Genomic DNA, 22,554 nt, shown 5'->3' with positions numbered 1-22,554 from the left:
TTCAACCACCTATGCATGGAATTGCCATTTCCTATACTATTGAGGTGGGCGTGGCACTGCAATTTCAAATACTGTCGTTTTATGTCCCAGATTTACCTTGGGCCTTTGGCTTGCCTCGCCTTGATTCACCATTTAAAACTATGAACTGTGCGCTACCACGTAGCCTATCTAAGAATGATTCGCCTAAGTTTAAATTCTCCTGGAAGAGGTCGTACCATTTATCGAAAGGTATTGCGGAGGTGAAGATTGTTGAGGTGGTCCCATTTCTTGCTTCCATAATATCGTATAACGCAATAAGAATATCCTCTTCAAGTGGTATGAGCCCGATGTCGTCTAAAATCAATAATGATACCTTGGTTAGCTGATTAAGCAGCTTCAGGTAAATACCTTGCAGCTTTGCATTCCTAATCTCTTCGATGAGTTTATTCATGTTATAAAACAGCGTTTTATGCTTGGTGGCACAGGATTGGTAGCCTAGAGATAAGGCCACATAAGTCTTTCCAACCCCCACCTTACCAGTTATTACCAAGTTGGTTTTGTTGTCCAGGTAACCACCTTCGCATAAATGTTGCCATTTTAATTTTGATAGACCATATATTTCCGAGCAATCTATTTTCGACGGATGAACATATTGTTTAAGCTTTGACGTTTTAAACAGTAATTCTTGACCCCTTTGATCACGTGCAGCCAATTCAGCTTCTAAAAGATTACCAAGTACAGTGCTAATGTCGTCATGATTAATCTGGTTTTGATTATTCAGCATGCTTGTAAATGTGGAGTGCATTCCTTTTAACCGAAGGCGCTCCATATGATCCAGTATTTTAGTTGGATTCATACTGTAAATGTTTTAAATATTAAAAGATTCTGGGCCACGCAGATACTCCGTATCCTGCATATTCCCTTTTTTTTGATTGTTGGACGGCCTTTTGTACAGACTTGGTCCATGTTATTGCGTAAAATGTTTTTTACAACCTCGCAGTTCGATTTAGAGCCCATTAAGCCTCTTTTGCAGGCGTTCTCAAGCCTGACACTCCCATAAGCAATTTGGAGGCTTAAAAGAGCTCTGGCGCCATCTAAAATGCGTTGCTCCATTTGACCGTATACCACTAATTTCTCAAGATAAGTTGCCACACTGGGCCCTATTTGCAGAGCCTTTTCATAAAGGCCCTGCAATTCCGCTCTACTAATTGGGCTCAAAGGGGTTCTTGTTGTAAGATTATTTATATCCATGGCCTTACTTGTCTACCTCCTTATCCTTTTATTGTTGTTGGCTTTCTTTTTCTCCTTTATTTTCTGTAAAGCATCATAGAATAGATCTCTTTCATTCTTTAAAAGGAGTTCAACCTCTTTGAAGGAATGCTTATTAAGCAATAAGGCTAACTGGCAGGCATTCTCTAGCCGCACCGGACCAAACTTTCTTTTTGAGCCTAGATTTAGCAATCCCTGGCAGGTACGGTACGCATGGGATGGATGGCTGTGTGAAGAAAAAATTTTTTCTATGAGCCAAACGGTATTGCATCCGAACGGTTTTGCCATTTTAAGATAATCCTCCTGTGTCCAACTATTAATTTCTGTCTGGGCTTTCAGGTTCGCAGGCAAATGCTCTACGTCCGTAGTCTGTGATCCCCTTTCCGGATTGCGGGAATGGCTTGCAACCCATTTAAATAAATCATAGATTTCTACCACCTTAGCGGTGTATAGTATATCCAGACGTTTACCAATGTATTTATGTGGAACACTGTAACGGCTTTTGTCTTCACCCAAAAGAACATAACAGTCCTTACTCACAGTGACCCTAGTGACCTTCTGTAATTCAAAACACTTATCTGGTAAACTGCTTAATTTAATTTGCTCCTCCTTAAGGAACAGTTCACGGCGGCTATATTGTTTACCGGTCAGCCGTTTATTATTATGGGCCTCCAATAACGCTCTTACAGCAGTCTTTAATTCTTCAAAGCTATAGAATATACGATCTCTTAATACTGCATGTATTCTACGGTATATGATATTCACATGTCGTTCTATACCAGCCTTATCGCGGGGCCTTCCAGAACGCGTCGCAGCTAAAAATATGCCATAATGATTGGCCCATTGAATAGCAGAATCTGTAAATGTAGGCTCGTATTTATCCGCGCATTTTACCAATTGAGCCATATTGTCTGTTAATAATTTGAGAGGAGCTCCTCCCATGTAGTCAAGGCAGTTATTCAGTGCTTGCAAAACATAATGAGTTCTCGCATCCGGTAGTATTTCAACAAAAGAATAAAGACTGAAGCCAAGAATTGCAACGAATACGGTACATGGCACTCTTTTGCCGGTCTGCCTATCAGTATAATACAATTTATCACCTGCAAAATCAATCTCCAACACACTTGCGGGGTCAGGTCTAGCATTTGAAAGGGTCGGTTTTGTAGCCCCCAGATTGTTGGCTATGATTCGGCAAAAGGTCGGATAACTGCCACCCGTTATTTCTTCAGAATCGTAAACAGGATTCTCAGCTTTTAACTCGTCCCAAAGAATTGTCCTGTCGACTCCAGTACGTTTCAGCTCTTCTTGATAATAATCCAGATTAGACAAGATTTGGCTACGAAACTCATTAGGCGAGTAAGAGCCACTAGGCGCCTTCCCATAAAAAAACTCAGAAAGAGCCTGGTCGCTCATCTCTGTCAGACTAGCTTCACTAAACCTAGAGTTTTTAATCTTTTTTTTAATTTTGCATATTGCGGAAAAACTGACTTCGCCTGAAATATTTTTTGCAATCGCACGGCTAGAATTGCCTCCAAATAGTGCAATAACTACCTGGCGCAAAATCCCAATAGGAATCCTCCTTGACATTTGTTACCTTTGTTTTAGATATGAATTAATTTAAAAGCAGGGAAGTCTCACGTTCCTTGCTTTTTTTGTTAATGCCAGCCATCAGTCAAACTGAAGGACTGCCATTTTTATCAATGCAAAAGTGGAACAAATGATTTAAATAATGAAAATATTATCAATTTAAATTATGCCTAAATTATTGCATGTATGTTGCTTGTGAAGTATTATTGGCAGACCGCGCGCAGGAAAATAACAAAAAAAAGGAACTTATACATATTACATATTCATATAATATATGTATTTAAGATCACATTAAAGCCAATTAAACATTAACCCATTGGGTGAGCGAATAAGGAAGAAATTATTCAGGAAGAATACCTGCAATAATGTCATATCGTTTACAAATTTGGGTTGATCTAGGTGTGTAAGTAATTTGAGAACTGTGTAAGTGTTGTGAGAATATACACCTTTGGCTGGATCCGAAATAAATATGCTATCTCTATTAACATTTGTTTTATAAACTACAACAAAATGATTATGTTGCCAGTGTAAAATTGCTGGAAGCGGTACCTTAGTTATGATATCATCAACTGAACATTTGAATGATATGCATCTAAGACCTATATATTCAGCAGCATAACTCAAATCTAACAAAGAAACACCCTCTCGAGTCAGACCGCACTGACTTCTTAAAAATTGTAAACTGTAATATTTACCATAATATTATGCAATCATTTTGATACAAGCAGGTCCACAGTCCATCAAATCTAATTGTCTGTCACACGGGAAAGTTCTAAACATAATTTATTAGCTTTCAATTTAATGTTAAACTTAATACAAATTAAGTAAAAATAAGCATATTTTTTATTTTTAAAATAACTTTATTAAATTATCTTTAACATATAAAAATTGATGATATGAAAAAAAGAAAAATTAAACTGCCATTTTTTAAGATTGAAAACGAATTTCCAACTTTATTGAGTCCTGAAGAATTAAAAACAATAGTTGGCGGCCTTTACGATAATGTTAATAATGAAGAGGATTTTATAAACAATATCAATCAAATGGTTTCTTCGGGGATGTTGAATTATTATGGAACGGGCAATTACGATTCAGGTTTCCTTGATTTTGGTGATTCAGGTTCGGGAGGCTCTGGTTCTTCATTAACCTTTGGTTCCGAGTTCATGATTGGATCTGGCACCCCTTATATAAATTTTAATAACGTTGCGCCATTATTTGAATTTGGCTCTAGTACAGGTAGTGGGGGAAGCACTCAACCTGGCCCATTAATATATAATTTTGGAAATGGTGGATCTGCGACTTTCACAGGTGCGGGTGGGACTGATTATAAAGTTAATGTCAATACCAGTGACGGAAAGAAGTTTGGAGTTGAGTTCAAAAATGGCAAATGGAAACTGACTATAGGAATTAATTTATAGTAAAATGTTTAAATATTTTACTATTTTAATAGTTTTATCTACTGCTGTACTTAATTTAAATTTGATAGCTTCTTACAAATACAAACACACTGATAAACAAGCGGATACTTGCATCGTCAATCTCAATTTACGTGGCAACTTCAAACGGGTAAAAGAAATATTTCAATATAAAATACCAAACAATATTAATTTACTTGGTATTGGCGAGGTTACTCATGGTGGATATGAGCCTATTAAATTTAAAGTCGAGTTAATAAAATATTTAATATCTTGTAAGGGCTTCAATACATTATTACTGGAATATCCAGATTTGGGAGTTTTAGGACGCATAAGAGGCTATATCAATTCTACAAATATTCAAGCTCAGGAGAAAAAGACACATAGTTGCGCGGTAATAATTAGGGGCATGTCTCTGTTGCCTCGGTTTTATCAAGATATTTTAATAGAATTAATAGATTGGATTCGCCTTTACAATTTACATCATAAAACTCAGGTTGGGATTTATGGCATTGATTTTTTATACAAAGCGGACTTCTATAACTATTTTATTAAAAATTATATAGTAAAAGTTGATTCTTCAATCGCTTACAAATTACAATCAAGTTGGGCAAAAAATAAGTCTCCTGATATCATCAAATTTAAATATATCAAAGCATATTTTACCAAAAATGAAAATATTTTCCACTTAAAAAATTTAAATATTTCACATATAACTCTTGAATTAAATAACGAGTTAAACAGATTAAAGTATTTATCATTAAAATGGCAAGATGAAAGTTTAAATCTTAAAATGCATCCCGAAGTAAATTTTAGAGATAGCGTCTTAGCTGAAAATATAAAATATTTATCCTCAGGAAAAAAGGCAATAATATGGGGTCATAATAATCACATTATTAATAAAATCGGCTTAACCGGAGGATATTTGAAAACCTGTTATAAGGATAAATATTATTCAATCATTACTGATTACTCATTATTTGCCGAGGTAAATGTTGGTGATCAAAAATCAGAAGATAGTGGTAAAAGAAATTACATAATAAAAACAATACAAGCTTTTAAAAATTCAACATCTTATAAGTTGTACAGTTTATTAGGGATTTCCAATTGCATTATATTTAACAAATATTTTACCAATAAGCAGATCTTTTTAAATGAAATAGATCTCATGGGGCATCATTATTTAACACAAGTCGATGATAATTCATTCGATGCAATGGCAATTTTTGATACAATAAGCACTAGGTAATCTTTTACACAATTAAAAAAAAAATGAAAGCTAAATTTATAAATTTAATAATTTTTGTTCTAGTACTTATACCAACAATAAATGCTCAAAAAGTTATTCGGAATCTGGGCTTCGAAGATTTAGATGTAGTAGGAAGGCTAATCAGTTGGGAAATAAGGAATCCAAACAATACCTATCAAATTAAAATTGACACTACTCAATCACATACTGGAAAGGTCTCATTATTACTTCAATCAAGTATCCCAAATGCCCAGAAAAGGGGAGCTGCTAATGCCTTTTCATTAATAAAAGCACCAAATTTAAATCAAAAAAGTTCAATAAAGATTACAGGTTTTATCAAAACCGAGGAGATAGAAGACGGCACTGCCTTTATAGGCCTACAATTAAATGGAGCAAAGGGGACATTAACTGAAGTAAATACTGAAAATAAAAATATTAGAGGAAATACACCATGGACTGAATATTCAATAGAGTCACCAATCAATTCAGACGTTAAGTCAATTTCATTTGGTGTTCAAATAACGGGGAAAGGGAAAGCCTGGTTTGATGACTTTAATGTTACAGTAGATGGTGTTAACCTTGGTGAAAATATAACTTTAAAAGATTTATAATTATAACATATGAAACAAATTCCAACCTATATAATCAATTTAGAAGAACGGAAGGACAGGCTTAAAAGCGTCCTGAAACAATTTGAAAACCGACCTGAATTTAAATTGAATATCGTTACTGCTGTAAAAAAAAAGAGGTAATGTTGGGCTATGGGAAACAATACAAAACATAATCAAGTTAGCCATTAAAGAAAAAGAGGATTATATTTTAATTTGCGAAGATGATCATGAATTTACTCACTTTTATAATGACACTCATTTTTTAATTGAAATTAAAAACGCAAAAGAAAAAAGTTATGATATTTTATTGGGAGGCATAAGTTGGTTCCAAAATGGCGTACAATTGACATCGAAATTATTATGGTTAGATCTATTTTCGGGAACTCAATTTATGATAATTTTCTCCAAATTTTATCAAATACTTTTAAACTTCAATTTTAAAGTATCGGATTCTATAGACTATGTGATATCTAAATTAAGCAAAAAAATATATTGCATTACACCTTTTATTTCAGTACAAAAGGATTTTGGATATTCAGACGTAACACAAATGAATAATGGTACAAACAGAGTGCACAAATTATTTATAAATAGTGCAATTCATGCAAAAATATATGACAAACTCACAAATTATTATAATTTTCGCATTAAATCAAAGAATAACTGTACAATACCCGATAATTTATACACATTAACGCATATTTATTAAAACCCGATTCAGATTGGAATAACAATCATGTAAAAGAATCCTTTTTAGGGAAAAAGGAATTCAAATTAAAATTTATAAATAAAAACTATGTCGATCCATTAGGGAGAAGGAAGGCAATCTTTAAAATAATTAATGACGCGACATTAAATAATGATGATGCAATAATTATTTTTAGCCAAAATCATAATTTTACTAATACATATGATAAATATAAATTATTTGAATCTATTTTAATGCCAATCTGCTTGGGTGTGATATATTGAGTGGAGGAGCATTCGGATATAATCTTGCGCTGCCTATAAATGAAGATTTATTTTGGGTTGACCAATTTTTTCTTAGTTCATTTACTGTAATATTTAAAAAATTCTTTAAAATAATAACCGAAAAAGATGAAATTATAAGTGATTGTTTTGAAATTAGCTGTTCCCAGTTAACTAGTCAGAAAATGCTGATGTATCCATTTATCTCGACCCCCAAGTCACCATCAAACATAATAGTCTCCTCCAAATCTTCAATCGAAATCAAGTTAGATGATTTATTTAAAATTTCAGAGTCAAAATTAAGCAGTTACAATAAAATAAAATTCCCTAATAGTGGCACCTAATATTATTCATTTTATTTTTGGTTTAGAAAAGGATTTCGGCAATAAGCCATTTTCAATTATTCATTATTTAGCAATTAAATCGGCTAAAGTAATAAACAATCCGGATAATATCTTTTTCTATTATAAATACTTACCAAACGGATATTGGTGGGATCGAATCATCAAGGAGAATATGGTTAACTTAGTCAAAATTGATGTCCCAAATAGTATTTTTGGCAATAAATTATACCATTATGCTCACAAATCTGATGTGCTAAGATTGTTGATTTTAATTGAATATGGAGGGAACTATTTGGACATTGACACGATATGCATCAAAGCACTCAAACCGTTTTACTTTAATAGTTGTAATTTAGCCGCAGAGGTCAACAGTGGTATCAATTATGGCTTGTGCAATGCAGTTATTATTGCCGAAAAGGACTCATTATTCTTAAAATATTGGTTATCAACATATAAATATTTTAGATCTAAAGGTCAAGACTGTTATTGGGGAGAGCATTCAATAATTATACCATACAAGATTTCAAAAATGTTTCCGAAATTGATTCGAGTTTTGCCCTCCTGGTATTTTTTTTACCCATCCTATTCCGATAAAGACCTAATTTCTCTTTTTAAGTATAAAGTACCAATTACCAACTCATTCATCATTCATTTATGGGAGAATCTATCATATGAAAAGTATTTAAGATTTTTGGATGAAGATGAAATAAAAAAAATTGATACAACATATAATTTAGTTGTAAGACAATATTTGTAACAATAAAACTAAAGTCGTATGCATATTTTTAACACAACAGGCGAACATGAAATTAATTTTGACCTAGATCATGAAACTATAAGAATGTTACGTATTAATTGGCAGCATTTTTCTAAAAACGTAAATTCTTATCCAGACTTGTTTGAGGGGAAAGGAATAGTTATTTGCGGAGGTGGAATCAAATTTTTTACTTGCGCCTGGGTCGCTATTAGGCGACTTCGAACTTTAGGCTGTACGTTACCAATTGAATTATGGACAGGTAAAAATGAATACATTCCAGACTGCCCCATTTTTATGGTTGCCAACAATGTCACTTGGGTTAAAAGTACCGATTTTAATGGTGGAGCGGAAATGGAAGGTTGGATGTTAAAGCCCTTTGCTATATTAAATAGTAAGTTTAAAGAAGTCATCTCTATTGATGCAGATAATATATGTGTAAAAAATCCAGAATTTTTATTTGAGCTACCTGAATACAAAATGACAGGTGCACTATTCTGGAAGGATTATTGGTACACAGCTCGTGATAATCCCATTTGGGAGATAATGAATGTTCCTTACTCATTAACTAATGAAGTGGAAAGTGGACAAATGGTATTGAATAAAGAAATGACTTGGCAACCAATGAATTTATGTTTATATCTAAATAAGTATAAAGAAATTTATTATTCATTATTATTCGGTGACAAGGATACATTTAGATTTTCGTGGCTGGCTCTTGGTTATGATTTTCATTTAATTAACCAAGAACCGTCGTGTTTAGGTTTTAATGAGAATGGAACCTTTAAAGGTATAACAATGATTCAATATGATACGTGCGGTTATCCTTTATTTTTGCATAGAAATTTGATAAAATGGGATAGGACAGATACAAATAAGTTTTTATGGCAAAATTTCAAAAAATTTAATTCTTTAAGATTCCCTAAAGAATATATAAGTTCTTATTGCAACACTAACAAACATTATTTTATTGATTTTGGCGGTCTTTATGAAACATACGATTTTGTAGTACACTTTGGAGACATTGAAGCTCATTGTTACGACTTGTTGGAAGAATTAAGAACCGAATCATTTTATAAAGATTTTATTATTAATCAAAATATTAAAAATAGAATTTAATAATTTTATTATGTTATCAAATGAAACATTAAAAGTTATAGAAGGGTTTAAAAACTATCAAAAATATATTACACAATAAGCAAAAATGCACAACATAATTCTGAGATTGATGTTTATAAATTATTCTTGTATTTAAAATTTCTCAGTTCAAAAATAAAGCGCATGGTCTCATTAGAACTATTCGGCCCTAATGCCTGTGGAGTATATTATGAAACTAAAAATGGACAAATTATTTCAGATTTAGACGATTCTGAAATATCTAATTTTTTGGGGTTTGAAAATGGATATGGATTACCCCAATTAAATTCAATTTCATGCTACCTTAAAACTAATGACATTCTTTATGTGTTAGGTGCTCATATAGGGACGATGTTGGTTCCCTTATCAAAAAAGTGTAAATATGTTTATGGCTTTGAACCCAATCCTATTTCATTTAATTTGCTAATGGCAAATATGAAATTAAACAATATAAACAATGCTACAATCTTTAAAAAAGGAACTTTTTACAAAGACACGACTTTATCATTTTTACAAAACAAGGCAAACTCAGGAGCCTCTAAAATTAAACCAAGAATTTCTTCGTATATCTACAATTATGATAATCCAAATAACATAAAAGTTGAAGTTGTAAACCTTGACAAACATATTTCTAATAATAATTTAAAATTTCCAGATTTTTTAATTATTGATGTTGAAGGTGCTGAATACTTTTCCCTATTAGGTGCCAAAGAATCATTGAAACATTGTAGAGTGCTTTTCATTGAATTCACACCGCATCATTTAAGAAATGTTGCTAACGTTAAACTGGAGAATTTCACTAAACTAATTTTAACATATTTCAATAATATGCAGTTGTTAGGCGAAGACAATTATTATAGGAAAGGTGAGATTCAAGATGTTTTAAATAATTTATTTGAAAATAATATTTCCAATGATTTAATCTTTTTTAAAAATATCGAGTAAGTGTAATTATTCACCACATTCACTTTTGTAAGTAAGTGAATAATAAAAATACCTATTACCTTCAAAATAATGAAATCCCAAAAACTTTAAAGTTATTCAATCCAATTATAAGCAGTACGTCTTCCTCAGCTCTAAAAAGTCTCAGGCTCAATTTTAGATCAATTTTTACTTACAAACGTTCGTATTTAATAAATTATTTCCTACCTTGCCCTTCGTAAAACAAGGTATAGGTATGTCCTTTAACGATTTTAATAATCCTCAGGTGGCAAGTTTGCCACCCCATCTCAGGCAATATATTGTGCCTCAACATTATGAAAGATATACACCTATAGATCACGCTGTCTGGCGCTATGTAATGCGCCAAAACTACAGCTATCTTAAAAAAGTGGCCTACTACCCATATATTAAGGGACTGGAGCGGGCTGGTCTTAGCATTGAGCACATACCAGATCTGCAGACGATGAATGATAACCTGGCCGCAATTGGCTGGGGGGCTGTTGCTGTGGATGGATTTATTCCGCCGGCCATATTTATGGAGTTTCAGGAATATAAAGTTTTGGTGATCGCTGCTGATATCCGCCAACTGGAACATATCGCCTATACCCCTACACCTGATATAATACATGAATCCGCTGGTCACGCACCCATTATAGCAGATCCGGATTATAATAACTACCTGAGTTACTTTGGCGCCATTGGCGCCAAAGCACTGTTTTCTTCTATGGATTATGCCCTATACGATGCCATCAGAGCCTTGTCCATATTAAAGGAAGTGCCTGGAACTGATCCTAATAAAATTGAACAGGCAGAAAAGCACCTGGATGACTGTTTTAAAAATTTGGGCGAACCTTCAGAAATGGCATTACTTAGTAGGCTACACTGGTGGTCGGTGGAATACGGCTTAATCGGCACCTTGGAGGATCCAAAGATTTATGGCGCTGGTTTATTATCCTCCATCGGAGAAAGTGTCAGCTGCATGCAAGCAGATGTTGAAAAAAGATGGTATACGCTTGAAGCAGCCGATCAGCCTTATGATATCACAAAGGCTCAGCCGCAATTATTTGTAACCCCTACTTTTCAGAATCTGATTGACGTTTTGGAGGCTTTTGCAGACACCATGGCATTTAGAGTAGGTGGCATGCCGGGGCTGCAAAAAGCCATTGAAAGTAAAAATATAGCCACTGCAGTCTATAGCTCCGGGCTACAGGTTAGTGGTATTTTCACTGAGGCTGGTGGCGCTCTGACACTACCTCAACCAATAGAAAAAAACAGTTCAGTTTCCCAACCAACCTTTATCCGCCTAAACGGTCCCGTTTCAATCAGCTATAAAGACCATGAGCTGGAAGGCCAGGGAACCGCTACACATATGGATGGCTTCAGTTCACCGGTAGGGAAACTCAAAAACCTAAATAAACCACTGGAAGATGCCGATAGCATTACCCTAAAAAAGCTCGGTATATTTGCCGGCAACAAAACGACCCTTTCTTTTACGAGTGGCATTGAAGTTAGTGGAGCAGTAACGGGCGTTACCACAAAGGATGGCAAAAATTTACTCATCCATTTTAATCAATGCACTGTCACTAATCGCCCAAGCGGTCAAATATTGTTTGAGCCCAACCTAGGAGCATACGATATGGCCGTAGGTGAAAGGATTATTTCTGTATTTAACGGACACGCCGATAAGAAAAACTATCCCCTGGATGTAAAAGCGCCAACAGATGAGCCCAAGATCCATTACGATTCAAAAACCATAGCCAAACAAGGCATTTATGGACAGATCCGCGATATCCGAACGCTGAAAGAGAATAAATCAGCCCTGCAAAACCTGCCAGGTCTTTGGGAAACCCTGAAACAAGACCATCCCGAGGATTGGCTGGGTCCCCTGGAAATCCTCGAATTAATGCTACATAACGAAGTATTTGAACAAGCAAGTAAAGACATACGGAGCTATTTAGAACAAAAGGCCGCGACAAAGTCAGATCTGACCAAGTTGATTGAGGATGGCCTGCAACTAATAGACCAACCGGATATTAGTCTATACGTACATCCTGAAAGAGAAAACTGAAGCGGAAAAGAAAGAAACATACATTATTGGTATTCAACAAATTACAATCACATTATGCTACAAACAACCACAAATTTGGCTAGTAGCCATCTTAAAACGGCAAAGTACAATTCAAAATAGGTTCTTTTTGGCGCCATTTTAGCGCGGGCGCTGCTTATTTTTACACAAATAGGCAGCGCTTTTTATTGATCTGCTCCGCGGATTCTGCTATTATTCTCCCTCATTTTCCTGCTGGTCATTCTCCATAAAACCCAAGTAATCCACAGCCTGTGCGAAACATAATTATAATGAAACTGTCAAAATGCATTAATTTCACGCTAGCAGTATGTTAGCCACCATCTTTTCACCTAAAACCTGGTAATATGGAAACAAATGCAAATCCAAACAAAGAGCACTTCGCAGATTTTAAAGAATCCGGTGAAGCCGCCAAAAAGTTTCTGGCCGAAGGCTTCGGACCACTTATAAAAAAAGTTTTTTGCCAACCGTTGGAACTCAATCAGGAATTTAAGCAATCCGATGCGCAGGTCAAATCCATAGTGCTTATCTTACTGGCTGGTATCTTGTATACCCTGCTACCTTATCTGCTGGTAGGTTCTGCCAGAAGGTTTGTAGGTTTTCGTTTTTTTTTACAGATCGGCATTGCTGTTATGATTGCACTGATCTTTATCGGCCTACTTACCTGGTGCATTAAAAAGATTCATCATAAACAAACAGAATTTCAAAATGAGCTACTTACAGGCGCTTTATGTGCACTGCCGCTACTGGTTCTGCTGGTTTTGATTTGCCTTTTGAACCTGTTTTTTTCAGGGTATAATTTTATGGGCGGCTTTGGTTCATTTTTCAGCGGCAGTTGGTCGACCATTTTTAGTGTCTACGCCTTTTTCCTAATGATCACCATCGTCTTTCAGAGCCTGCGAAGTGTCTATATCAAAGCAAATACAGCCTGGTATCTTTCCCCAGCTATTGTCATGCTGGGATTTTATATGGCGGTAAAGATTGTTCAATGGGTTTAATGGCTTATTGAAAGGAGTCCGACACCTAATTTGGCACTGTATTTTGCGCCAGTGAATTTTCTAGTAATTTCTTGTATTTTCTTTTATTCTAGTGCTTTCCTGTATTTTATGATCATTCACCTTCCGGTTTTATGGCAGGGTGATTAATAAACCTTATGTGGGTTGAATTTCCGTAGGAAATTCAACCCACATAAGGTTTATTAATTCGTTTAACCTATCAAAGTTTCGGTAATTTAAAGCGCATCACAACCTCCCCAGTTTGCTTATCTATTTCTACTTTCTTATTCTCCAGCCCCATCGCGTTTCCTGTTGCCATTTGTAGAAGACCGGATAAGAATTCCATTCCATTGTTTAAGACTTTTTCCAAGGCTTCTGAGGACTGGCTTGCGGATCTGGTTTCACTAGATTTTGCACTCCCATGTGAGTTGTCTTTGGACGCGGCGACATCCCTCTGTTCTAATATTTCATTTACCTCATTTACCGCATCTATTTGCTCAGCCACAACCTCGTCAATACTGTCAATGGTCGCTTCAGGCTGCTGCTTCTCCTGCTCTGTCTCTGCCTGTTCACCGTTTGGCTGCTCTCCTTGATTTAAAGCTGCCAACATTTGTTCTAATTCTACCAGGAACTGTGCCTTGCCTGTATTGGAGAAATCAACAAAATCAGGACCTTTGGCTGTGCTTAAGACACCATCAAATAAGGATTGTTTTAAATGCAGGCCAGCGGCGATACTAATTTCAATGGAATTTTGCGTAATCAGGTTTATGACCGTTAACTGTTTATTTTGCTGTCCAATACGGTCAATACGTCCAATTCGCTGATTTTTTTTAGCAGGATTCCAGGGAAGTTCAAAATTAATGACAGTATCTGCGACCTGCAGGTTCAAACCGCTTCCCCCTGCCTCTGTAGATAAAAACACCTTACAGTTCTCATCGGTCTCGAACTTCTTCACCAATAACCCTCTGTTTTTAACAGCAACCTTACCACTTAGTTGTGCATAACCGATACCGTTGCGCTGCAACATTTTTCCGATCATGTGCAGCATTTGCGTCCACTCAGAAAAAATAATCACTTTTCGGGTGGAATTTTTAATATCTATTTTTTCAAGCAGGATATGCTCTAATTCATCAAGTTTGGGTGAGTCTTCACTTTCTTTGTCAATCAGGAAACTGCTGTCACAGACCATCCGCATATTTGCCAGTAACAACATCAGTCTTTGCAAATCAAATTGACTGATAAACTTTTTATGCAGTATCTGAGACACGCCTTTCGCAAAAGATGCGTGATAATCGGCCTGTGTGGGACTCATATTAACAGGAACAGTAATTTCCGTAACATTGGGCAGTTCTTTGAGCACATTTGCCTTTTCCCTGCGTAGCAAATAAGGCTGTAGGCGCTCTTTCAACTGGTTTAGATTATAGTAACCCGTAATCTTGTCCTTTTTGATCTCATCAAATAAGCAATGCTGATAAGAAAATTCCCATAAAGGCGTTAATAAATCAGGCTCCACAAACTGCATGATTGAATACAAGTCTGTCAAACGGTTTTCTATGGGCGTACCGGTAATCGCCAGCGCATGCTTTTTCTGGATCCGTTTGATATTCTGTGCTGTGATTGTCGAAAAGTTCTTAATGCGCTGCGCTTCATCCAGAATAACAAAATCCGGCCCCATTTTATTGATGTCCAGCAGATCTCTTAAAACTGACTCATAGTTGGTAATCACAAAATAAGCATCACTTTTCAGATACAGTTCGCTGCGCTCCTTGGGAAGCCCTTCTATGACAATGGCCTTTTCTTTGGAAAATTTTTCTATTTCTCTTTTCCATTGCTCTTTGAGTGAGGCAGGGCAGATAATCAAACATTTTTTGAACCCGAAATATTTCTTTTTTAGAATGGCGGTGGCAATGGATTGAATCGTTTTCCCCAGACCCATTTCATCTGCTAAAATCGCACCCTCTCGAAAGACAGCAAATGCGACACCCTTTTTTTGATAAGGAAATAACTTTGCCTTCATAAAATTAAAATCCAGCTTAGCTCCTTTACTGACCTCTTCAAGCAAGGCATCATCCCAGGCTTTTTGCACTTTTTGTTCCACCTCCGGCCTGATCTTTATCTTTGCAAATCGTTTAGCCTCTTGCAAAAAGCCACTAAAAGCCTTTACCTCTTGTGCTGGCAACACTTTTTTACTACCGAAGTATTTTTTGATCAGCTTTTCGGCGGCTGGCGTTAAAGGGTGCGGATAGTGCCAGGTAATCTGGTAATCGTTTAAGGGATCCAGATAGATTTCTACAAACGGATAGGTTTTGTCCATTTTTTTGAAGACCCTGGGTTTGGCTTTTATGGCATCAAAAGCATACATAATATGTTTAGTGGTGCCCAGTTTATTGGTGCGCAAATCCATATTATCGATATAGCCCGTTTGCGATTCAAAATCACGGAGCGTTATCTTAAATTTCACACCCCGCTCATTAGTCAGTATATGCTCCCCATATATATTGTCCGCAAATTTTATGGAATATTCAGCTTTTAAGGCCTTATCCCGACGCTCATCCATTACACGCTTAATCATCCCTTCCCGGGTATACATTTTACCACTGGACTTTGTTTTGGGTGCGTCATTTTTTAAAATAAACTCAACTTCCTTTAAGGCGGCTACTGCCTCCGGTGTCCAGGCGACTTCCTTTGTTTTATGCGATGGATAGATCCTGTCCTCGTTAAAATTAATCCTGATTTCTGTATCAATTTCCTGCAATTCATCTTCCTGATCAATGGAGGATATCAGAATATCCCAGTAATTCTTACTGTGCGTCAATACTTGGCAACTAGCCAGTTCATACAATCTGACTCCCTTTGCATATACTTTTGCCTCGCTGTGCTTATCTTCTATTTCGAGCCTTTTTAGATGCTCCTGTACAGATGTGATCACGGTTTAATGTATTTATACGATTCTATAAGTGAATCAAATGTACATGAGAATGACCAACGGGGATGGGATGTTTAAAATTTGTGGAAAAATACATAACAACTAAAGATTTGCAGGTACTGCAACACAATTAACCCCTTACGACTACATTCGAATATAATGCAGGCACCTCCCTTGCGCAATCCTCAAACATTTTAACTAGCTCTTTAATATACAACAGGGTAAAGCCACTTGATTCCATAAAATGGACATTATATAAGGCTGATTATCTACATTTTCTCGTCCTATAGCGGGCAGATCCGCTCCCCTGAAGGAATTTTGTTTACAATTTAGTCAACATATCCTCGCCTTCTATGCGAGGGTATTTCATTGCCTTAGAGAAATCCAGGACAACCGGGCCATGGGCAGACCTGCTGCAGCCTAATTTGGTGATGTTTAATGCTGCTTTTTTGTCCGCATGGTCACCGTGACAACAGCTGCAGTACACAAATTCGCATTGAGTTTTCGGACCTGCCTTTTCAATATGTCCACATTTATGACATCTTTGGGAAGTATTGGCTGGCGGTACCAAAATAACAGGTACTCCGGCCAGCTTAGTCTTATAGATGATAAATTGGCGTAATTGAGGTAACTGGCTGGTACAATTGCATAATAATTTGAATAAGAATTATTGGAAAAATTGTATCTATGACTAAAAACTATCTTTAGCATTTAGTTAATTTGTATTCGGACTTAACCCTTTTGCCAACTTTCCTTCCAACTTTTGAATTCTGAAGGGCTAATATAATATCGTGCAAAGCTGCCTTCATGAAGAGAGATAAGCTCTTGTTCCACTAATTCTGAGAATTTAGACCGATCCTCTTCCATTATATTTATGGCAAATTGGCGAATGCTTTCAGATGCTTGTTTTGAAGTATTATTTGCTGTTACTATTTTGTTGATAATTGTTCGTAGTTCATTTCGATATTTTAATCGAAACTCATCTGGTTTTCCAATAGATTGCTGGACTGCTGAATACCGATCAGAGGATTTCTTGTATGCCCAGATAAAAACATCTTTCAACAGCTCAATTCTATTTAATTCATATACACAAAGTAAGCCGTAAACGTAAATGTCATTTGGTACGTCAATAAATGACAAGGGGGCCAGATTTCGTTTGATAAGGGGTATATTTGCTGCTAGGCGTGATACACGTTTGTTGACGTCGTCGAATGGTTGCAAATATGGCAGGTGCACCATAACGAAAAACATTTGTTCATATGGGTCTTTTATTTGTTGAGCTTTATTAAGCATTAAATTAAACATCTCTTCAATAGACTGTGGTATACCTAAAGGAGTAAATACAGATTTATTAATGCCAACTGAAATGCGTCGAAGTCGACCTGAAGCGGTTGGGTCCGGTAATAAGTTGTCTGAAAGTATTCCATGCAGGCTCAGAATGGTATATCGATTTATGTTAATATCTTCATCTTCTGCATTTTCCACTAGAAACTCAATGGCACCTTTATGATTTAAAATCATTTGGGTTTCTGTGTTGGATTTCTCGTCGGCGGACTTACCTAAAAGAATTAAACGTTCTGTTTCTAATAATGAATATGTGTTCCCTTCCATTCTACTTGAATTCCATGAAAGGTCTATTAGTAGTCGGTTTAGAATTTCTCGTGCATAGGTGCCAGCTGGGTATTTTAGCTGGTTGGTGTTACCCAGATCTGCTAACAATTTTTTATCTGTTTCGTTTAAGTAGCTATCTTGGTTTGGAATATAATTTTCAAGAAACTCTCTATGATATCCAACAGGAGTTCTTTGTTCAATCGGTTTGCGGATGTTTTCTAATATTTTTTTTGACTCCTCACTTAGTGGTATTACGTTTTGGCTCTTTTCTATTTGTTCTTTAGAAATCCCCTGTTCTTCGGTTAAAAAGTAACGGCTTGATCGCCCAGCTTTTCGGGATGTAATTTCTTTATTTTTTTCTAAGATTTCTAATTTTCTTAATATAGTTCTCCTGCTTATATTTAAATTGCTTTTTTCAAGGATATCCTTTATCTGTGCACCATTCGGGTACTCCTTTATTACCGCCTTTATTGCTTTTAATATATTTAATTCATTGTTAATATTTTCCATATATTGGCTTTTTAATAATGCGAAGATAGCCATTTTTTGGCGTAATTAGCTCATTTTTGGCGTGATTAGCTCATTTTTGGCGCAATTAGCTCATTTTTGGCGTAATTAGCTCACTTTTGGCGTGATTAGCTCACTTTTGGCGTGATTAGCTCACTTTTGGCGTGATTAGATACAATATTACAGAATTACTATATTTGAATCATAATTTAAAAGGAAAATGGCGCTCAAGCTAACTTGAATAAGCGCAGTTGTATACGAAAAAATAATTTGGTAATCTAATTAGCCCTTGTTTCATGGATTCTACGAAGTCATATTTGAACATTAGTTTAGTAACTACGTGTGGTTGTTCTCTGGTCCAAATATTTCAATTTTCTTTATATATGATGCAGAACATTTGAAGAATCTTGCCTGATTATTTTATTGCCAACTATAGTTTAATTTTAATTATAATCAACTTATCAGAGCTTTAAACTTCCGCTTCGATTTTTACCGTAATTTTCCACTTATTACGGGCGACTTTGAAAATTTTCAAGCAGATTTCCAAATAGACCTCATTTTAAGTTATCTATTTCCAGTCACTAGCCACCGGTTATTAATCAAAGAGTGTCAAGGGTTTAATACGGATGTCAGGCAATCCTTTTCGTTATCTTTAATCAGTTTATTTATATTGTTTTTATCAAATAACGATGTGCTTAAGATTCCTAAAGTTTTATAAACCGATAATTACAACTTCAATTTACTATGAATTATAGAAATTAGTGTATAAGTAATCATTGCAATATAAACTTGCGTCTTCACTGCGTTTTCCGAATACCTCCAAAAAGATTTTACTTTTAAATACTGCTTGATGAATTTAAAAAACTATGTAAAGTTTTACGAAATTATTTCAGGTGCCCAAAATCTGATTTAGCTATTAGACCCACAGACACAAATACAATGGCTCATATTCATTAGGTGTTATTGTCGTACTGGGTCGTAAATACAATCAGGTATCAGTTGAAGGCAAGGGGCATTTCTTCATACTGGACGGAAATTTTAAGAATTCGTAATACGCAAAAGATTACCACTACTACCGGGCATAATCAATATGGTGATTTGATAGCCGTCGGGAAGTGCTCCCAACCAAACAAATCATTAAAAACAATATATGATACATTACATTATAAAAGCATACCCTTCACAAAACGAAAATCCATAGTACACAAACTGGAAACCTCAAAAAACCAAAGACCCAGCTAGTCTATGCTTAGACTAATTAGTCTGCAAGTTGGGTTAAAGGAAGCGGCCCTCGTTAAAGATTATCTGAATTTTGCAAAACATCAGGGGGAAAGGGAAGTTGCCATGACCATGCAAAACTGGGCTGCAATCTTTAATCCATTTCTGCAAATAAATCAAGATTAGCTATTACAAGATCAGTAAATTTCCCACTTTACATCAAGACTTCGCATATGACGACAACGATGGTTATGACTATGGCTGTGGCTGTGAATATTGACTTTGCCATCGTAATTGCCAGGATCCTTCAACCCCGTCATTCCCCTTGACTTTAATCTTCTACATAAATCCTATTAATTCTTTGTCCAATAGAGGTAAAGACCTCATAGCTTGTGGTGGCACTGGCAGCGGCCATTTCCTGGACAGGTAGTTCAGCGCCAAAAATTTCCACTTCGTCCCCTTCTTTCGCCTCAGGTGCCTGATTAATATTAATCATAGTCATGTCCATGCATACATTGCCAATGACAGGGCATCTTTTTCCATGTAAAAGTACTTTGCCGTTGCCATTGCTTAGTAACCTGCTAAAACCATCTGCATACCCGATTCTTATGGTGGCGATCCTGGTTTTTTCTTCCACCTTGCCTTTCCGGTTATACCCTACCGTTTCTCCAGCTGCTAATTCCTTAATCTGGGCAATGGTGGCTTTGAGTGTAGCCACCGTTCTGATGGGCAAATTTTCGTGGGTGGTATTGATCCCATACAGCCCGATGCCCAAACGAACCATGTCCAATTGAAACTGCGGGAATCTGGCAATGGCCGCCGTATTGGCAATATGTCGGATAAAGCTATATCCTAAAGCCTTTTCTAACTGGTCGCATCCTTGCACCAATAAATGACCTTGCTTTAAGGTAAACTGATCATCTGCCTCGTCCTCACTACTGGTAAAGTGGCTGAAAGCAGATTTTACATATACGCTGCGCTGCTGACTTAGCAGCGCAGCCAGTTTTGGAACTTCTTTAGGATCAAATCCCAAACGGTGCATCCCGGTATCCAGCTTTATATGGACCGGATATTGGCTCAGCCCCTGGCTATTTAAAAAATCTATAAACTGTTTTAAGATCCTAAATGAATAGATTTCTGGTTCTAATTGATGCGAGATCAAAGTCTCAAAACCATATTCATCTACATTCATGACCATAACAGGCACGGTAATACCCCCATTTCTTAAAGCCACACCCTCATCCGCGTAGGCCACGGCCAGGTAGTCAATATGATGATACTGCAGCACGCTGGCCATCTCTAAAAGACCGCTGCCATAGGCAAATGCCTTTACCATGGCCATCATTTTAACGCCAGGTTTTAGTAAAGAGCGGTATAATTTTTGATTGTGTACAATGGCTGTCAGGTTAATCTCTAATCGGGTCTGATGTACTTTTTCCTGCAACAGGTTAAAGATCCTTTCAAATTGAAACCGTCTGGCCCCTTTGAGCAAAATGGCTTCGTCCTTAAAACGACCCGGTTGAAAACTGCTGGTAAAAGCCACTGTGCTATCATATTGCTCCAGGACGGGCACGTTTAACTGGCCGGCTGCATTTTTCCATTCAGGGCCGATGGTAATTAACCGGTGTACCTGTTTATTATGGATAATGCCCGCCATTTGCTGATAGGCAACTTCCTTTTCATGTTCCTTTAATCCTGGAATATCGGACAATATCAGGGTCTTGGACGGCAATTGCTGGTTTAATAAATCCAGGGCCACTTGAAGGGAATGCTGATCCAGGCTATAACTGTCATTAATCACTGAGCAACGGTTAATAGCCGGCAGTACCTGCAAACGCATATCAATGGCCGGTAAAGCAGCTGCTTTTTGTGCAAAAACATCCAGATCAAGCCCCAGATATTTGGAAACTGCCAGACAAATACCTGCGTTTTGAATGGCTGCACTGTCCGTAAAAGGGATATTAAACTTAAATGAGGAGTTACCTTCCTTTGTCCCCTGAATCTCTGCCGTAATGCTTGTTGTTTGTTTTTGTCTATTTTGTACCTTTTGATCATTTTGTTCCAGTGCAATATCTGACAACCTGATATCTGCACCTTTGTCCTTCCCAATACGCATAAGCCGGGTGGCACTATTTTCAAAAAAGACCGTGACCTCCTTTTTAATCCAGTCATCCTCGCTGTTGTAGAACAACACCTGTGCATTTTTAAAAAGCAGGAGTTTTTCTACTAATTTCTGCTTTTTACTTTCAAAGCCGCTATCATGCGCGTCACCAATATTGGTCAATATACCAATAGTGGGTCGGATAATTTCCTGCAGCTTACGCATTTCACCTACGGTAGATATCCCCGCTTCAAATATACCCAACTCATCCTGCTCATTCATTTCCCAAACGCTTATGGGGACACCGATTTGGGAATTAAAACTTCTGGGGCTGCGCACAATGCTGAACCTTTCTTCCAACAAATAGTTCAGCCACTCTTTCACAACCGTTTTTCCATTACTGCCAGTAATGCCAATGACCGGATAACTAAATTGTCTTCTATGAAAACCCACCAGCTTTTGAAGCGCCAGGGTCGTATCGGTTACAAAAACCAAGTTGGCCTCAGGCATCTCATTTATATACGGCTCTATTTGCAAACCAGCGCTATCCTGCAAGACAAAATTTCTGACGCCATTTTCATACGCTTGCCAGACAAAATCTTTCCCATCTCTGCTGGCCGTTTTTAAGGCAAAAAACAGCGAAGTAGCCGCAAAACTAATTTTGCGGCTATCTGTTGCCAAATGTTCAATTCTATCCTCTGGCCGTATAATAAGTTCCCGGCTGGACTTATACGCTTTTCCCGCTGGCACATCTAAAACGCCCAGTTCCTTAAATACCTCAACTATTTCAATAATTGAATATGCCATATAGATATCAAAAAATAATTAAAACCAATAACGAGAATGACCTATCGGAC

Annotated in this window: 14 protein-coding genes and 2 pseudogenes; 9 read left to right on the top strand and 7 right to left on the bottom strand. The window is 36.6% G+C overall.

What is annotated here, in order from left to right:
- Nucleotides 1–79 precede the first annotated feature (79 nt).
- The 3 genes and pseudogenes from FSB73_RS11385 to FSB73_RS27580 all read right to left on the bottom strand — a co-directional run.
- Nucleotides 80–835 (bottom strand): ATP-binding protein, encoded by a 756-nt coding sequence (locus tag FSB73_RS11385; protein ID WP_146782057.1) that lies wholly within the window; start codon nucleotides 833–835, stop codon nucleotides 80–82.
- Between the two features lie 407 nt (nucleotides 836–1,242).
- The gene (locus FSB73_RS11380; RefSeq protein ID WP_146782054.1) at nucleotides 1,243–2,835 is read right to left on the bottom strand and encodes a Mu transposase domain-containing protein; all 1,593 of its coding nucleotides are present in this window, start codon (nucleotides 2,833–2,835) and stop codon (nucleotides 1,243–1,245) included.
- A 291-nt stretch (nucleotides 2,836–3,126) separates the two neighbouring features.
- A pseudogene (locus tag FSB73_RS27580) lies at nucleotides 3,127–3,525 on the bottom strand (cysteine peptidase family C39 domain-containing protein); the annotation flags it as partial.
- Between the two features lie 206 nt (nucleotides 3,526–3,731).
- Between FSB73_RS27580 and FSB73_RS11370 the strand changes: the two are divergent.
- The 8 genes from FSB73_RS11370 to FSB73_RS11335 all read left to right on the top strand — a co-directional run bounded on the left by FSB73_RS11370 (nucleotide 3,732) and on the right by FSB73_RS11335 (nucleotide 13,337).
- Nucleotides 3,732–4,253 carry a hypothetical protein gene (locus FSB73_RS11370; RefSeq protein ID WP_146782051.1) on the top strand — a complete coding sequence of 174 codons (522 nt, stop codon included), beginning with the start codon at nucleotides 3,732–3,734 and terminating at the stop codon, nucleotides 4,251–4,253.
- Between the two features lie 4 nt (nucleotides 4,254–4,257).
- On the top strand, nucleotides 4,258–5,499 hold the full coding sequence (locus FSB73_RS11365; protein ID WP_146782048.1) for an erythromycin esterase family protein: 1,242 nt from the start codon (nucleotides 4,258–4,260) through the stop codon (nucleotides 5,497–5,499).
- 23 nt (nucleotides 5,500–5,522) lie between these two features.
- A complete protein-coding gene (locus FSB73_RS11360) occupies nucleotides 5,523–6,110 on the top strand; it encodes a hypothetical protein (RefSeq protein ID WP_146782045.1) in 588 nt (195 codons plus the stop codon).
- Nucleotides 6,111–7,412: 1,302 nt separating this feature from the next.
- Entirely contained in the window at nucleotides 7,413–8,180 is a 768-nt protein-coding gene (locus FSB73_RS11355) for a glycosyltransferase (RefSeq protein ID WP_146782043.1), read from the top strand.
- Nucleotides 8,181–8,198: 18 nt separating this feature from the next.
- Entirely contained in the window at nucleotides 8,199–9,296 is a 1,098-nt protein-coding gene (locus FSB73_RS11350; protein ID WP_146782040.1) for an alpha-mannosyltransferase, read from the top strand.
- Between the two features lie 162 nt (nucleotides 9,297–9,458).
- Nucleotides 9,459–10,259: an FkbM family methyltransferase gene (locus tag FSB73_RS11345; protein ID WP_146782037.1), complete on the top strand. Its 801-nt coding sequence runs from the start codon at nucleotides 9,459–9,461 to the stop codon at nucleotides 10,257–10,259.
- Between the two features lie 232 nt (nucleotides 10,260–10,491).
- Nucleotides 10,492–12,324 carry an aromatic amino acid hydroxylase gene (locus FSB73_RS11340; RefSeq protein WP_146782033.1) on the top strand — a complete coding sequence of 611 codons (1,833 nt, stop codon included), beginning with the start codon at nucleotides 10,492–10,494 and terminating at the stop codon, nucleotides 12,322–12,324.
- A 362-nt stretch (nucleotides 12,325–12,686) separates the two neighbouring features.
- On the top strand, nucleotides 12,687–13,337 hold the full coding sequence (locus FSB73_RS11335) for a hypothetical protein (RefSeq protein WP_146782029.1): 651 nt from the start codon (nucleotides 12,687–12,689) through the stop codon (nucleotides 13,335–13,337).
- A gap of 217 nt (nucleotides 13,338–13,554) precedes the next feature.
- Here FSB73_RS11335 and FSB73_RS11330 read toward each other — a convergent pair whose 3' ends face one another.
- The 3 genes and pseudogenes from FSB73_RS11330 to FSB73_RS11320 form a co-directional block, all read right to left on the bottom strand.
- A complete protein-coding gene (locus FSB73_RS11330; RefSeq protein ID WP_146782026.1) occupies nucleotides 13,555–16,263 on the bottom strand; it encodes a DEAD/DEAH box helicase in 2,709 nt (902 codons plus the stop codon).
- Nucleotides 16,264–16,582: 319 nt separating this feature from the next.
- Nucleotides 16,583–16,873 (bottom strand): annotated as a pseudogene (locus FSB73_RS27575) (zinc ribbon domain-containing protein); the annotation flags it as partial.
- A gap of 119 nt (nucleotides 16,874–16,992) precedes the next feature.
- Complete coding sequence (locus tag FSB73_RS11320; RefSeq protein ID WP_146782023.1) at nucleotides 16,993–18,381, bottom strand: Fic family protein; 1,389 nt, start codon at nucleotides 18,379–18,381, stop codon at nucleotides 16,993–16,995.
- Nucleotides 18,382–19,623: 1,242 nt separating this feature from the next.
- Between FSB73_RS11320 and FSB73_RS11315 the strand changes: the two genes are divergently transcribed.
- Complete coding sequence (locus tag FSB73_RS11315) at nucleotides 19,624–19,782, top strand: virulence RhuM family protein (protein ID WP_146782020.1); 159 nt, start codon at nucleotides 19,624–19,626, stop codon at nucleotides 19,780–19,782.
- A 145-nt stretch (nucleotides 19,783–19,927) separates the two neighbouring features.
- Here the strand turns inward: FSB73_RS11315 and FSB73_RS11310 are convergent, their stop codons facing one another.
- Nucleotides 19,928–22,504 (bottom strand): bifunctional UDP-N-acetylmuramoyl-tripeptide:D-alanyl-D-alanine ligase/alanine racemase, encoded by a 2,577-nt coding sequence (locus tag FSB73_RS11310; RefSeq protein ID WP_146782017.1) that lies wholly within the window; start codon nucleotides 22,502–22,504, stop codon nucleotides 19,928–19,930.
- Nucleotides 22,505–22,554 lie beyond the last annotated feature (50 nt).

Origin of the sequence: Arachidicoccus ginsenosidivorans, assembly GCF_007971385.1 — a bacterium.
In the GTDB taxonomy this organism is placed as follows: Bacteria; Bacteroidota; Bacteroidia; order Chitinophagales; family Chitinophagaceae; genus Arachidicoccus; species Arachidicoccus ginsenosidivorans.
This window is presented reverse-complemented; position numbering and strand designations above follow the sequence as displayed.

Bases quoted from the DNA above. Each gene is read 5' to 3' on its own strand.
- FSB73_RS11335 (WP_146782029.1), top strand. From the start codon at position 12,687: ATGGAAACAAATGCAAATCCAAACAAAGAGCACTTCGCAGATTTTAAA.
- FSB73_RS11365 (WP_146782048.1), top strand. From the start codon at position 4,258: ATGTTTAAATATTTTACTATTTTAATAGTTTTATCTACTGCTGTACTT.
- FSB73_RS11340 (WP_146782033.1), top strand. From the start codon at position 10,492: ATGTCCTTTAACGATTTTAATAATCCTCAGGTGGCAAGTTTGCCACCC.
- FSB73_RS11315 (WP_146782020.1), top strand. From the start codon at position 19,624: ATGCTTAGACTAATTAGTCTGCAAGTTGGGTTAAAGGAAGCGGCCCTC.
- FSB73_RS11345 (WP_146782037.1), top strand. From the start codon at position 9,459: ATGGTCTCATTAGAACTATTCGGCCCTAATGCCTGTGGAGTATATTAT.
- FSB73_RS11320 (WP_146782023.1), bottom strand. From the start codon at position 18,381: ATGGAAAATATTAACAATGAATTAAATATATTAAAAGCAATAAAGGCG.
- FSB73_RS11350 (WP_146782040.1), top strand. From the start codon at position 8,199: ATGCATATTTTTAACACAACAGGCGAACATGAAATTAATTTTGACCTA.
- FSB73_RS11385 (WP_146782057.1), bottom strand. From the start codon at position 835: ATGAATCCAACTAAAATACTGGATCATATGGAGCGCCTTCGGTTAAAA.
- FSB73_RS11360 (WP_146782045.1), top strand. From the start codon at position 5,523: ATGAAAGCTAAATTTATAAATTTAATAATTTTTGTTCTAGTACTTATA.
- FSB73_RS11310 (WP_146782017.1), bottom strand. From the start codon at position 22,504: ATGGCATATTCAATTATTGAAATAGTTGAGGTATTTAAGGAACTGGGC.
- FSB73_RS11380 (WP_146782054.1), bottom strand. From the start codon at position 2,835: ATGTCAAGGAGGATTCCTATTGGGATTTTGCGCCAGGTAGTTATTGCA.
- FSB73_RS11370 (WP_146782051.1), top strand. From the start codon at position 3,732: ATGAAAAAAAGAAAAATTAAACTGCCATTTTTTAAGATTGAAAACGAA.